11 protein-coding genes and 1 pseudogene are annotated in these 13,772 nt (G+C 73.7%); 4 read left to right on the top strand and 8 right to left on the bottom strand.

What is annotated here, in order from left to right; translation table 11 throughout:
- Nucleotides 1–502, bottom strand: a pseudogene (locus ACSNOK_RS21725) (hypothetical protein); the annotation flags it as partial.
- Nucleotides 503–593: 91 nt separating this feature from the next.
- Entirely contained in the window at nucleotides 594–1,109 is a 516-nt protein-coding gene (locus tag ACSNOK_RS21720) for a DinB family protein (protein ID WP_436782409.1), read from the bottom strand.
- A gap of 129 nt (nucleotides 1,110–1,238) precedes the next feature.
- Here ACSNOK_RS21720 and ACSNOK_RS21715 point away from each other — a divergent pair, with 129 nt between their 5' ends.
- Nucleotides 1,239–2,144: a Gfo/Idh/MocA family protein gene (locus tag ACSNOK_RS21715; RefSeq protein ID WP_436782408.1), complete on the top strand. Its 906-nt coding sequence runs from the start codon at nucleotides 1,239–1,241 to the stop codon at nucleotides 2,142–2,144.
- Here ACSNOK_RS21715 and lnt read toward each other — a convergent pair.
- A complete protein-coding gene (lnt, locus tag ACSNOK_RS21710; protein ID WP_436782407.1) occupies nucleotides 2,116–3,696 on the bottom strand; it encodes an apolipoprotein N-acyltransferase in 1,581 nt (526 codons plus the stop codon). The two genes, ACSNOK_RS21715 and lnt, sit on opposite strands and share 29 nt — an antisense overlap.
- 562 nt (nucleotides 3,697–4,258) lie before the next feature.
- Between lnt and ACSNOK_RS21705 the strand changes: the two genes are divergently transcribed.
- On the top strand, nucleotides 4,259–5,170 hold the full coding sequence (locus ACSNOK_RS21705) for an SAM-dependent methyltransferase (protein ID WP_436782406.1): 912 nt from the start codon (nucleotides 4,259–4,261) through the stop codon (nucleotides 5,168–5,170).
- A gap of 2 nt (nucleotides 5,171–5,172) precedes the next feature.
- On the top strand, nucleotides 5,173–6,414 hold the full coding sequence (locus ACSNOK_RS21700; protein ID WP_436782405.1) for a terpene synthase family protein: 1,242 nt from the start codon (nucleotides 5,173–5,175) through the stop codon (nucleotides 6,412–6,414).
- Here the strand turns inward: ACSNOK_RS21700 and ACSNOK_RS21695 are convergent.
- Genes ACSNOK_RS21695 through ACSNOK_RS21675 form a run of 5 tightly spaced genes read right to left on the bottom strand, consistent with a single transcriptional unit; the run spans nucleotide 6,297 to nucleotide 10,640 of the window.
- Nucleotides 6,297–7,778 (bottom strand): cytochrome P450, encoded by a 1,482-nt coding sequence (locus ACSNOK_RS21695; RefSeq protein ID WP_436782404.1) that lies wholly within the window; start codon nucleotides 7,776–7,778, stop codon nucleotides 6,297–6,299. The genes ACSNOK_RS21700 and ACSNOK_RS21695 overlap by 118 nt on opposite strands.
- A complete protein-coding gene (locus ACSNOK_RS21690) occupies nucleotides 7,775–8,398 on the bottom strand; it encodes a GTP-binding protein (RefSeq protein ID WP_436782403.1) in 624 nt (207 codons plus the stop codon). The genes ACSNOK_RS21695 and ACSNOK_RS21690 overlap by 4 nt, the downstream gene beginning before the upstream one ends.
- On the bottom strand, nucleotides 8,379–8,741 hold the full coding sequence (locus ACSNOK_RS21685) for a DUF742 domain-containing protein (RefSeq protein ID WP_223769043.1): 363 nt from the start codon (nucleotides 8,739–8,741) through the stop codon (nucleotides 8,379–8,381). Before ACSNOK_RS21685 ends, ACSNOK_RS21690 begins: the two co-directional genes overlap by 20 nt.
- A complete protein-coding gene (locus ACSNOK_RS21680; RefSeq protein ID WP_004954301.1) occupies nucleotides 8,738–9,145 on the bottom strand; it encodes a roadblock/LC7 domain-containing protein in 408 nt (135 codons plus the stop codon). Before ACSNOK_RS21680 ends, ACSNOK_RS21685 begins: the two co-directional genes overlap by 4 nt.
- A gap of 4 nt (nucleotides 9,146–9,149) precedes the next feature.
- Nucleotides 9,150–10,640 (bottom strand): sensor histidine kinase, encoded by a 1,491-nt coding sequence (locus ACSNOK_RS21675; protein ID WP_436782402.1) that lies wholly within the window; start codon nucleotides 10,638–10,640, stop codon nucleotides 9,150–9,152.
- Between the two features lie 486 nt (nucleotides 10,641–11,126).
- Between ACSNOK_RS21675 and ACSNOK_RS21670 the strand changes: the two genes are divergently transcribed.
- Nucleotides 11,127–13,772, top strand: a 2,646-nt coding sequence (locus ACSNOK_RS21670) for an ATP-binding protein (RefSeq protein ID WP_436782401.1), incomplete at its 3' end; no start/stop codon positions are given.

Below are 13,772 nucleotides of genomic sequence, written 5' to 3'. Positions count from 1 at the left end.
GCCGGCGCTCCGGGGCGGGGGCCGTGCCCGGCCCGGCCCCGGAGCGCGGGGGTTCCGCGTGGCCGCGGGTGCCCGGGCCGGCGTGGCGGGGCGCCGCGTCCGTACCGCCCGGCGGCACGAGCGGGACGAGCGGTACGAGCGGCGAGGGCGCGAACGGCGGTCCCGGCAGGGTGGGGCCCGGGAGGACGCGCCCGGGCGGTCCCGGCAGTCCCGGTCCGGGCATCCCCGGCAATCCCGGCACTCCCGGCAGTCCCGGCAGGCCGGGCGGCGTGGACGGACCCGGTGCCGCGGTCACCGGCAGCCCCGGCGACCCGGGACCCTCCGCGCCTCCCGCCTCCGGCCCCGTCCGGGCCAGCGACTCGCGGTCGCGCCCCTGCCGCAGGTCCCCTTCGGCCCGGGCGGGGCCGTGCCGGGACGGGTGGTGGCCGGGCAGGGAGACGCAGCCGGAGGTGGCCGACAGCGCCACCAGCACGACGACGGCGGTCACGGGGATCCTGGACATCCGCCCAACCATGCCCTGGCCGAGCGGGGTTGGGGATTCCCCTCAGGGGTGACGCGGAGCCGTCGGTGGTCCCGCGCGCCCCCGCCGGACGTCACGAGCCGGTCGCTCCGTCGACGCGCTCCCGGATGAGGTCCGCGTGGCCGTTGTGCCGCGCGTACTCCTCGATCATGTGCAGGTGGATCCACCGCAGGCCGACCGGCTCCCCGGTCCTGTGGTGCCGGCCCGCGCTCGGTTCGTCCGGGGAACGGCCGCGGACCGCCGCGCGGGCAGCGGCCACCTCCTCCCGCCAGGCGGTGAGCGCCTCCTCCCAGGTGTCCTCCGCCGAGAAGGCGAAGCCCCGGTCGGAGGGCGCGCCGTCGTGGTAGCGCGGCGGGACGTCCTCGCCCGCGAACACCCGGCGGTACCAGAGGCGTTCGACCTCGGTCAGGTGCCGGACGAGCCCCAGCAGCGTCAGCGGGGACGGCGGCACGGAGGCGGTGCGCAGCCCCTCCTCGTCCAGGCCCGCGCACTTGCGCTCCAGCGTCGCCCGCTGGAAGTCGACGAAGGCCTCCAGGGACGTCTCCTCGTCGGCGACATGAGGCGGCTTCCGCCGCTCGGATGCGGTCATGGAGGTCATCCTGCCCGGGGAAGCGGGGCCGGCACACGGCCGTCCGGCGGAGCCGGTGGTTCCGGGCACGGCCGGGCCGCCGGAACCCCTCCCCGTATGCTGCACGGACCCACGCATCAAGGAGGGCCTGTGAAGGTCGGCTGTATCGGACTCGGTGACATCGCGCGGAAGGCGTACCTGCCGGTGCTGGGCGCGCTGCCCGGACTGGAGCTGCACCTGCAGACCAGAACTCCCGCCACGCTGGCCGAGGTCGGCGACGCCCACCGGATACCGGGGGAGCGGCGCCACACCGACCTGGACGGCCTCCTCGCCGCGGGCCTCGACGCCGCGCTCGTGCACGCCCCCACCGCCGTCCACCCCGAGATCGTCGGCCGGCTGCTGGAGGCGGGCGTGCCGGTCTTCGTCGACAAGCCGCTCGCCCGCGAACTCGCCGACTGTGAACGGCTGGTGGCCCTGGCCCGCGACCGCGGCGTCCCGCTCGCCGTCGGCTTCAACCGCCGCTACGCGCCCGACTACGCGGCCTGCCTCGACCACCCCCGCGACCTCATCGTGATGCAGAAGAACCGGGTGGACCTGGCCGAGGAGGCCCGTTCCCTGATCTACGACGACTTCATCCACGTCGCCGACACCCTCCGGTTCCTGGCGCCCGGCGCGGTGGAGGACGTGGACGTACGGGCCAGGGTCGTCGACGGCCTCCTGGAGCACCTCGTCCTCCGGCTCGCGGGCGACGGGTTCACCGCGCTCGGCGTGATGAACCGCCGCGGCGGCTCCACCGAGGAGATCCTGGAGGTCTCCGGACAGGACCGGAAGCGAGAGGTCCGCGACCTCGCCGAGGTCGTCGACCACCACGGCGCGCGGACGGCGCGCCGACGCGGCGACTGGACGCCCGTCGCCCGGCAGCGCGGCATCGAGCAGTGCGTCACGGCGTTCCTCGACGCGGTGCGGGAGGGCAGGACGCTCGACGCCGAGGACGCCCTGCGCACCCACGAGCTGTGCGAGCGGATCGTCAACGCCGTGGAGAAGCGGAGCGCCTGACGCGGGCCCGCACCCCCTCGGCGCCGCACCAGAGGGCGAGCGCGCCCAGCGCCGCGTACACCGCCCAGTCCCCGGCCCGCGCGTAGGGGCTGACGCCGCTCGCGAGCGGCACGTCGTACACGGCCGCGGCCGACGCGTCGGTGCCCAGCCGGCCGCCGACCGCCCGGCCGCGCGCGTCGTACACCGCGCTCACCCCGGTCAGCGTGGCGTGGACCATCGGACGCCAGGTCTCGGCGGCCCGCAGTGCGGCCAGCGAGGCGTGCTGCGCCGGCGCCCAGCCGTGCTGGAAGGACGAGGTCGAGGACTGGGCGACGAGCACCTGGGCGCCGGATGCGGCCAGGTGCCGGCTCATGTCGGGGAACGCCGACTCGAAGCAGACCAGCGGACCGATCCGCAGCCCCGCGCCGCGCCCGGACGGCAGCCGCGTCACCACCTGCCGGTCCCCGCGCCGCCGGTCCTCGGTCGCCGCCTTGCCCACCGACGTGGCCCAGCCGAGCAGTGACCGGGCGGGCACGTACTCGCCGAAGGGCACCAGCCGCATCTTGTCGTAGCGGTCGCCCGTGGGGCCGTCCGGGCCGACGAGCACGGAGCTCTTGAAGATCCCGGGCCGGTCCGAGCGGCGTGCGTCCACGTTGACCAGCAGGTCGGCGCCGACCGTGCGGGAGAGCGCCGCGAGCCGGGCGCGCAGCGCCGGATCGGCGCCGAGGTCGGTGCCGACGCTGCTCTCGCCCCACACCACCAGGTCCACGTCACGGCCGGCGAGCGTCCGGGTCAGCGCCTCCTCGCGGTCCAGACGGGGGCCGGGCCCGACGATCACCCCGGGCTGGACGACCGCGATCCGCGCGGTCCCGGCCGGCCGGGGCTGCGGCGCCCACCACCAGACCCCGGCCGTGACCGCGGCGCAGCCGGTCAGCCCGGCCAGGCCCGCGAGCCGGGCGCGGGGCAGCGCGAGCACCGCGGCGAGCGCGGTGTTGACGGCCACCACCAGCAGTCCGACGAGCCAGACACCCCCCACCGACGCCAGCCGCAGCGCCGGCGGGACCTGCCACTGGCTGGCGCCCAACAGCCCCCAGGGGCCGCCCAGGTACTCCCAGGACCGGACGAGTTCGGCCAGCAGCCAGCCCGCGGGCACCAGTACCAGGGCCGCCGCCACCCGGCCGGGCCCCGGGCGCCCGCCCAGCAGCCGGTGGACGAGCAGCCCCCAGGGCACCCACAGCAGCCCCAGAAGCGCCACCAGCAACAGGATGAAGACATGGAGACTGGGCAACAGCCAATGGTGGACGGCCAGCAGGAAGCCGGCGCCGCCCAGCCACGCCTCCCGCGCGGCCCGGCGCGGCGAGCCGGCCGAGCGGACCAGCAGCAGCCAGGGAACGAGGGCCACATGGGCCAGCCACCACAGCGACGGCGCGGGGAAGGCGAGGGCCGGCAGCGCGCCCGCGGCGACCACGGCGGGCGCGCGCCACCGCCCGCCCGGGGCGGACGGCTTCCGCACGGCCGACGGCCCGTACGCGGCGGACGGCCCGGACGTCCGCGCCGGGAACCTCACCCTCATCACGTTCTCCCTCGTCGAGGCCGGGATCCCGGCCGGAGTCCCAGTGTGCTTGGCGCGCGGCGGACCGAGCCGTGGGGCGGTTGCGACGCACCGCGTCGCCCCGGAAACAGGGGGACGCCGTGAAAGGGCGCATGTTCACAAGTGGGAGCGCCCCCTACGGTCGCCTGCACACCATACGCACGAACGGGATCCGGCCATCTGCCGGGCGTCCGGATATCGGTCCCTGGCGAGGCCAAAACCCCGACAACAGCGTGCAAGTTTCAGCCTTTCTCATCGCAACGCATCAGGGAAACAGTGTTATACGGTCCAAAACGAAACGAAGTGATCCTGGCCCGCGGCGTCAGAAAGGCGTACGCCGGTACGTATCACGGGTTATCGCCGAGGCGCCCTGGGCAGGTACCGGGCAAAACTGGACAGGAATGCTGGTCGCTTGTTGCTGGGGGGCGGCGTGACTCGCGCATGTGATCGAACGGCAATCCAGTCGCCGCCGGGGGCGGGGGCCACCCGCAGCCTGACTCCCCTTCCATCCGTCCACCGATCGTTGACGTCCCGGAGGGATCCCATGGACAACCTTGTCGCCGAGGTGACCGCAGCCACGGATGCGGCGTGTGATGAGGCCCAGGTGCCGTCGTACTACTCCAGGAAGACCGCCGAGATCCTCCACAAGTACGGCCCCGGCCCCCGGATCCACTTTCACGTGGGCATGTTCGAGCCCGGCGTCCACCCCAACACCACCGTCTCGCAACGCGTCCTGCGCAACCGGCTGCGCGCCTCGCAGGAGACGGTCCTCGACCACGCCGCCCGCCTGTGGGGCGTCCCCGAGAACCCGCCGCACCAGCTCTTCGACATCGGCTGCGGCATCGGCGGCGGCTCCATCTACTGGGCCCAGGAGTACGGCAGTTCCGTCACCGCGATCACCGTCACCGCCAAGCACGTCCCGGTGATGGCCGACCTCGTCCGCGAGGCCGGCGTCGAGGACCTGGTCACCCCGGTCCTCGGCGACATCCACGACCTCTGCGAGGAATCCAGCTACGACGCGGCCGTCGCCATCGAGAGCTCCGGCTACATGGACCGCGAACGCCTCTTCACCGTCGTCGCCAAGGCCCTCCGCCCCGGCGGCTGGTTCGGCATCCAGGAGCACTTCCTCTGCCGGCCCGAGTGGACCACCTTCATCGACGGCTACTACAAGACCCGCCTCGGCACCCTCGCCGAGTACATCTCCGCCGCCCGCGCGGCCGGCTTCGAGCTGGAGCAGGACGAGGACATCACCGACCGGGTCGCCGAGTTCTGGGTCCAGTCCATGGCCTGGACCACCGCCGAACTCGACCGGGTGCAACGGGCGGAGGACGAACCGTCCCCCATCACCGTGGAACGGCTCCACGAATCCGCCCTCACCCACGGCAAGCTCTTCCGCGCCTGGCGCGACCACGCCGTCGAGACCCGCCTGCTGCTCTTCCGGATGGAGGGCAACTGAGCATGGTCGTCCCCTTCGGACCCCCACCGCGCGCCAGTGCCATCGGCTGGCGGCTGCCCCCCTTCTACTGCCCGATCCCCGACGCGGTCCACCCACGCCGTGACGTGCTCGAAAAACGGGCCGTCGCCTGGCTGGACGCCACCGGCATCTTCCGCGACGCCACCGACCGGGCCTGGAGCATCGCCACCCACAGCACCGACTTCAGCTGCCGCATGATCCCCCACGGCCGCGACGAACCCCTGCTCCTCTTCATCGAGTGGAACCACTGGGCGTTCGCCCTCGACGACATCTGGCACGACACCGGCGCCGCCGACGTCAACACCGCGCACATCGTCGACCTCAACGCCCGGATCTCCCGCTGCCTGGAAGCGCCCGGCTCCGCCATGCTCGGCGACTCCCCGTTCGACGCCGCCCTGGAGGACCTCGCCGCCAGGACCCGCGCCGTGGCCACCCCGGTCCAGCTCCGCCGGGTGGCGGAAGGCATGCGGGACTGGCTGTTCGGCGCCTCCTGGCAGGTCAGCAACATCGAACGCCGCGTGATGCCCACGCTCTCCGACTACGTGGCGCTGCGCCCCTCGATCAACGGCACCCGCTTCTCGCTCGCCTGGAGCGAGATCGCCAACGGCTTCGAGGTGCCCGCCGCCGAGCTGGCCTCGCCACCCGTCCAGGCGCTCACCGAGGCCGCCGGGTTCGTCGTCAGCTGCGACAACGACCTGTTCTCGTACGCCAAGGAGGACGACCACGAGACCACCGACCAGAACATCGTCAACGTCCTGGTCCACCACAACGGCACCTCCGCCGACCGGGCGCTCACGGAGGCCCTCGCCATAAGGGACCGGGCCATGACCCTGTTCCTCCGGCTGCGCGACCGGATCGCCCGGGACGCCGGGCCCGACCTCCGCCGCTATCTGGAGGCCCTGGGCCACTACATCGCCGGCTGCATCCGGTGGATGAACGCGGCACCCCGCTACGCCAGCCCCCGGAACCGGTACGAGCTTCCGGTGCCGGGGGCCACCTACGGCATCACCTGGCGGGACACACCCAGCGACCCGGAGACCGGCCCGCTGCCGATCCCCGCCGCCGCCTGGTGGTGGGACGAGCTCGACGCCCTGTCCCGCCCGCCGCGTCACTCGCCCCGGAACCACCGGACCAGCGACCTCCACCACGCGCCGCGCGCCCCGGAGGAGGACCCGTCGGCGGGCGGGGCGGGAACGCGCGGCGAACGCTCGGCGGCCGAGGTCTGACCGCCGGAACCGTCGGAACCGCCGACACCGCCGGCCCCCTCCCGCTCCGGGGATCCGCCCTCCGGCGCGGGAGGGGCCGCCGGCTGCGGCGCCGTCGCCGTGAAATGCACCGGCAGCGCCGTGAGATGACGGGACATCAGCGACGACTGCCAGCTCAGGTCCGTCTCGGCCACCGCGAGCCGGACGTCCGGCAGCCGCGTCATCAGCGCGTCGATCCCGGTGTCCGCGATGGCCCGGCCGATGTCCTGACCGGGGCACTCGTGGGCGCCCCCGCTGAACGCCAGGTGCGAGCGGTTGCCGTGCACCGGTGTGGTGGGGTCCGGGCGGATCGCCGTGTCCACATTGGCCGCGGCCAGCCCCAGCACCAGGGCGTCCCCGGCCCGGATCCGGTGCCCGGCCAGCTCGGTGTCCTGGGTCGCCCAGCGGCCGAGGATGGTGATGAACGGCGGCTCGTCCCACAGCGTCTGCTCGACCGCGTCCGGCAGCGTCATATGGCCGCCGGCCAGGTTGGCCCGGCACCGGGGGTCGGTGAGCACCATCCGCAGGGTGTTCGCGATCAGGTTGGCCGTGGTCTCGAAGGCGGCGATCAGCACCAGCCGCAGGTGCTGCTGCACCTCCTCGTCCGACAGCTTGGACTCGTGCTCCAGCAGCCAGCTGGTGAAGTCCGGCCCCGGCTCCCGGTGCTTGCGCTCCACCGTGCGGCGCAGCGCCGCCTGGACGAACGCGTTGCTGCGGACCGCCGTGTCGGTGCCCTTGATCATGTCCCGGGCGGACTGCACCAGTTCCGGGCTGTACTCCTCGTGCATGCCGAGGAGCTGCGTCATCACCATCATGGGCAGCGGCTCGGCGAACGCGTGCACCAGGTCGGCGCCGCCCGTCGCGCAGAACTCGTCGACGAGCTCGTTGGCGAACCGGGTGATGTGCCGCCGGACGCCCCGCCGGTCGAACCGGGCGATGGAGTCGTTGATGGCGCCGCGCCAGCGCTCGTGCGCCTGCCCGTCGGCCATCGAGCAGATGGGCTGCCAGGTGGCGATGGGCGCCAGCGGGTGCTCGGGGCCGATCCGGCCCTCGCGCATCGCCCGCCAGACCCGCGAGTCGCGGGAGAACCGCGACGGCGTCCGGGTCACGTCGAGGTTCTCCCGGTAGCCGAGGACCAGCCAGGCCGGGACGTCCCCGCTGAGCAGCACGGGGGCCACCGCCCCGTGCCGCTCGCGCAGCTGCTCGTACAGGCCCATCGGGTCGTCCTCGGCGGCCGGCCCGTACAGGCGCGTCACGCCGCCGTCCCCGTAGGCGTGGGCCGGGCACTGCGGCGGGGGGCCCGCCTGCGCGGTGTCGGCGCGGGAGTGCTCGTCGGGAGGGGTCACTGTGGCTCCGGGGTGGTGTGAGCGAGGCTGTACAGGTACCGCATCAGGGTCATCAGCGCGTCGCGGCAGGAGGCGCGGTCCCGGGCGTCGCACGCGAAGATCGGTACGGACTCGGGGAGGTCCATCGCCGCCCGCAGTTCGGGGACCGGGTGGACGGGGGCGCCCGGGAAGGTGTTCACGGCGACCACGAAGGGCACGCCGCGCTCCTCCAGGATGCCCACGACCTCGTAACTCACCTCCAGGCGGCGGGTGTCGAGCAGGACCACCGCGCCGAGGGCGCCCTCGAAGAGGCCGTCCCAGAGGAACCAGAAGCGCTCCTGCCCGGGGGTGCCGAACAGGTACAGCACCAGTTGCTCGTTGATGCTGATGCGGCCGAAGTCCATGGCCACGGTGGTCTCGATCTTCTGCTCGATCCCCGCGATGTCGTCCACGCCGACGCCGGCCTGGGTCATCGTCTCCTCGGTGGTGAGCGGTCTGATCTCGCTCACCGAGCCGACGAGGGTGGTCTTGCCGACCCCGAAGCCGCCCACGATCACGACCTTCACCGCCGCCGCGGCGGTGGCCGGGAGGATGTCCTCCCTCCTGGGACCTGCGTGGGGGTCAGAGGTTTTGTAGTCCATGCATCACCGCCTCCAGGAGGCCTACGTCGGGAAGGGCAGCGACGGGGACCGGAGGTCTGGCCTCCACATGACCGCGGCTGAGCAGGTCGTTGAGCAGGACGGTCACCGTGCTGACGGGCAGCGTGAGGTAAGCGGATATCTCGGCGACGGACAGCGGGTAGTCGCACATGCGCACGATCGTCTCGTGCTCGGGCTGGAGGCCGGGGTCGGTCTCCGTGCGGGCGACGATCAGGGTCACCAGGTCCAGCCCGGTGGAGCTCTGCTTCGATTCGCCGCAGCCCTTGGTGACGATGTACAGCCGGTCCGGGTTGCCGGGATCCCATGCCCTTTCGGGTTTGCTCATGCCACCGGCCCGGTGACACGCGGGGGACTGGTGAGGTGCTCGCCGATCCGGGCCACCAGGTCGCGCATCCGGTGCCCCATCAGCCCGGCGTCGACGTCGTCGTCGGCGAGCACCGCCAGGAACGCGCCGGCCCCGGCGGCCATGAGGTAGAAGAAACCGCCGTCCACCTCGATGACCACCAGGCGCATCTGCCCGTCGCCGTGCGGGAATTCGGCGGCCACCGCGGTGGACAGGCTCTGCAGTCCCGCGCACGCGGCGGCCAGCCGGTCCGCGGCGTCGGTGTCCGTGCCGTGCTGAGCCATGCGCAGGCCGTCCGAGGACAGCACGATCACGTGCCGGATCTGGGGCACGCTGGATGCCAGATCCTTGAGCATCCAGTCCATGTTGAACCGCTGCTGCGTCACTTGGCTACTCTTCCTTGTCTGACGGGTCATCACTTGTCGGGCCCCGGTCACCCTCCGGAGCGTCGCCCTTGAGGGCGCTGGTGAAGGCGGCCAGCCACAGGCCCGGCTGGGTGGGCTCGGACTCCGGCTCCGGACGCGGCGCGGGCTGCTCGGCCGCGGCCGGGGCGACGGCCGCCGCGCGGGCGGCCATGCCCAGCGCGCGCCGGCGGCGCTGCGGGAGGCCGTTGGCCGTGTGCGAGCCCACGGCCGGGGTCTCCAGCGGCGGCGGCGGGTCGGGCAGCGGACGGCCGGGCTTCTTGCGGACCTTGGGCGGCGGCAGCGTGGCGGCGCGGGCGATCTCGCCGCCCGGGGTGGCGCTGGCGGTGACCAGTTCGGCGGGGACGATCAGCACGGCGCGTACACCGCCGTACGCCGAGGGCCGCAACGACACCCGGAAGCCGTAGTTCTTCGCCAGCCGGCTGACGACGGCCAGGCCCAGCCGCGGGGTCTCCCCGAGGTCGTCGAGGTCGAAGCCGCGGTCGGCCATCTCCAGCACCCGGTCGGTGCGGCGGCGGTGTTCGTCGGTGAGGCCGACGCCGGCGTCCTCGATCTCGATGGCGACGCCGGACTGGACCTCGACGGCCGTCAGGTGCACCCGCGTCTCGGGCGGGGAGTACCGGGTCGCGTTGTCGAGCAGTTCGGCGGCGGCGTGGATGACGGGCTCGACGCCCGGTCCCGTGATGGCGACGTCGGCGACCGAGTGCAGGTCGACCCGGCGGTAGTCCATGATCCGGGACATCGCGCCGCGCAGCACGTTGTACAGCGGGATGGGGTTCTTCCACTGGCGGCCGGGGCGGGAGCCGCCGAGGACGGCGATGCTGTCCGCGAGCCGGCCGATCAGCGCGGTGCCGTGGTCGAGGTGGAGCAGGTCGCTGAAGACCTCGGGGGTGTTGCCGTGCCGGTCCTCCATCTCGCGGAGGTCGGTGGCCTGTTGGTGGACGATCGCCTGTACGCGGCGCGCGATGTTGACGAACGCCCGGTGGGCCGAGTCGCGCAGGCCCTCCTCGGCCTGGACCGCCTCCACCACGACCCGGATCACCTTGCGGTGCTCGGCGGCGTACGGGGAGTGGTCCGAGGGGGACGGCGCGACCGCGCGGACGACCTCGTCGGCGAAGGCGCCGCTCTGCAGCATCTCCACGGCGCGGGGCAGCAGTTCGTTCGCCAGCCGGACGGTGGCCGCGTCCTGCTGGGCCAGCTGGTGGCGGAGGGCGGCCTCCTGCTCGGCGCAGCGGCGGCGCAGGGAGTTGATCACCCGGCCGCGGCGGGCGGCCTCCGAGGAGGTGAGGGCGACCGCGACGGTCGCGGCGGTTCCGCACCAGGCCGTCGGGGTGCGGACTTCGAGGGGGGCGAGCAGGGCGGCGGTGGCGGTGCAGACCGCCAGCACCACAGGGGGGACCAGCCATATGAGGGACGAGGCGGGCCGCCTGACTTGAGGTGACGATCCAGTACCAACCATCGAGTTCCTCGGGGGATCGGGTAATGAGTCGGGGGGCGACGTGGGACCACGGGGGAGGCGTCGCCGCCGGTGCCCGGCACGGGATCGCGGACGGACAGGAACGGACGCGAACGGATGCGGACAGGGGTCGAGGTTCCCGGATTCCCTGGGATCCCCCCGGGTTCCCCGGGGTTCTCCGGTCGCGTCGGCGCGGCGGTCGGCGGCAGCGTGCCGTAGTCGCCACGACCGCTGCGGGAATGGAGCGTAGCCTGTCGCGCGGTCTTGCGGCGCGAAGTTGTCATATTCGCGGAAAGGGCTGACGGGGGAATTCGAAAGGCATCACAATGGCCCCGGGGGCGGATTCTCGAAAACATTTTTGGGTGGCCTGAAAATGCGTTCGGACGAACGGCGGATCATGCCCGCGGGGGATGTGTCCGGCGAACCCTCCCCCCGGCATCAGGGCGTCCGGCTAGGCTCGCTCCACCACACTCATACGGGAGACACGTCATGACGCGGCAAGAGCACGAACGGCGCCCGTACACCGCCCTGTTCGAGCGCGAACAGGAGGTGGCCGCCGCGGAGCGGGCCGTGGAGGCCCTCTGCGGCGGGGCCGACGGGAGCGGCCGGGCGTCCGGCGGACTCCTCCTCTTCAGCGGCGAGGCGGGCGTGGGCAAGACGGCCCTGCTCGGCGAGATGCGGCGGCTGGCCGCCGAGCGGGGCGGCTGCACGGTCCTGGCCGCCCGAGGCGGCGAGCAGGCGCAGTCCGTCCCCTTCCACGTCGTAAGGCAGTTGCTCCAGCCCGCCCTCGCGCCGATGGAGGAGCGGCAGCGGCGGGAGATCCTGGGCGAGTGGTACGACATCGCGGGCCCCGCCCTCGGCATCGCGCCACCGGTCGGCCCGCAGGCCGACCCGCAGGGGGTCCGCGACGGACTCGACTGGCTCGTCACGCAGTTCGCGTACACCAAGGAACGGCTCGTCCTCGTCGTCGACGACGCGCACTGGGCCGACGCGGCGTCCCTCGCCTGGCTGACGTCCTTCGCCGTCCGGCTGACGGAACTGCCGGTCCTGCTGGCCGTCGCCTACCGGCCGGACGAACTCCCCAAACACTCACCGGCGTTCGCGGACCTGGTCAACGGCCGCGGCAACCGCCCGGTCACCCTGCACCCGCTCACCCCCGGCGCGGTGGCCGAGCTGGTGCGCACGTCCATGGGCCGGGAGGCCGACGACCCGTTCTGCCGCGAGGTCTGGGCCGTCACCGGCGGCAACCCCTACGAGGCCGTCGAACTCGTCGCCAAGGCGCGGGACCGCAGCCTGCGGCCGATGGAGGAGTCCGCCGCCCTGCTGCGCGAGCTCGGCGCCGCGGCCCGCGGCAGCGGCCTGGTCGCCCGGCTGGAGCGGCTGGGCAACGCGACCACCCGGTTCGCCTGGGGCGCCTCGGTGCTCGGCACGGAGATCTCGGTGCGGGTGGCGGCCATGCTGGCCGGCATGAGCCCCGCCGAGGGCGCCGTCTGCGCCGACCGGCTGCGCGAGGCCCGCATCCTCACCGGCGCCTCCGAGCTGGAGTTCGTCCACCCGCTGATCGCCACCGCCGTCTACCGGGCCATCCCGCCCGCCGCCCGCACCGCGATGCACGGCCTCGCCGCCTGGGCGGTCACCAACGCGGGCCACGGCCCGGCCGCCGCCTCCCGGCATCTGCTGGAAGTCCACCCAGACGGCGACCCCGACCTCGTCCGGCAACTGCGCGACGCCGCCCGGGAACACCTGGCCGTCGGCGCCCCCGAGGCGGCCCAGCGCTGTCTGGAGCGCGCGCTGGCCGAGCCGCCCCCGGAGGAGGAGCGCGCCGAGGTCCTCTACGAACTGGGCTGCTCCGCCCTGCTGACCTCGCCGCCCACCACCATCAACCACCTCCGCTCGGCACTCGCCCTGTCCGGGCTGCCCAAGGACCTGCGCGTCGACGCCACGTACCGGCTCTCCCAGGCCTACGCCCACAACAGCCAGCTCGCCGAGGCCGCCGAGGTGGTGGCCGAGCACGCCGGCCGGACGCCCGACGGCCCGGGCCGGATGCGCCTCCAGGCCGCCCACTACCTCTGGAAGGGCATCCAGCTGGAGGAAGAGGACGCCCACACCAGGTCCCGGGAGATCGCCGGCCTCACCGACCGGCTCAGCGGCCGGGACAACGCCGAACGGGCCCTGCTCGCCCTGCGGGCCTTCGACGCCATGATCCAGGGCGAGGACGTGCTCCAGGTCGTCGAGCTCGCCGACCGCGCCCTGGTCGACGGGCGGCTCGCCGACGGCATGGGCTGGACCAACACCGAGTGGGGCTTCGAACTCCCCAGCATCATCGGCATCACCTACGCCTTCTGCGACCGGCTCGACAAGGCCGAGGAACTGTTCACCGAGGCCGTCCGGGAATTCGAGATCTCCGGCTGGCGCGGCGGCCACCTCGCCTTCGCCCACGAGTTCCTGGGCCTGGTCCACCGCCGCCGCGGCGACCTGCGGCGGGCCGAGAGCTTCCTCCGCGACGGGCTGCGGCTCGCCGACCGGCTGGGCCCCGGCGTCCCCATCCAGTGGGACGGCAGCTGCCTGCTGATCGACACCCTGCTCGCCAAGGGCGACGTGGCGGAGGCCCAGGCCGTGGCCGAGAAGTACTCCTTCGGCCCGCCCTACCCGCCCGCCATGGTCATGCCCGACGCGGCCTGCGTCCTCGGCAGGCTGCTACTCGCCCTGGGCCGCTCCTCGGAGGCCGTCATCGAGCTGGAGACGGCGGGCCGGCGGCTTGAGGAGCGCGGCAGGCACAACGTCCTCTGGGCCCCCTGGTCGCTCGACCTGGCCACGGCCGTCGCGGAGGAGCAGCCCGAGCGGGCCCGGGAGCTCGCCGACCGCTCCCTGAAGTACGCCATGCGGTTCGGCACCGACACGGCCGTCGGCGAGGCGCTGCGCCGCTCCGCTCCCCTCGTCGGGCCGGAGGAGGCCCTGTCCCGCCTGGAGCAGGCGGTTCGCCATCTGGCCCAGTCGCCGTGCCGGTACGAGTACGCCTGTGCCCTGGTCGACCTGGGCACGGCCCTGCGCGGCGCGGGCCGAGGAGGAGGCGGCGGAGCCGCTGCGCGAGGGGCTGCGGCTGGCGGAGGAGTGCGGGGCGGCGGGGGTCGCGGG

The organism is Streptomyces sp. URMC 126 (assembly GCF_051386555.1).
Lineage (GTDB): Bacteria > Actinomycetota > Actinomycetes > Streptomycetales > Streptomycetaceae > Streptomyces.
This window is presented reverse-complemented; position numbering and strand designations above follow the sequence as displayed.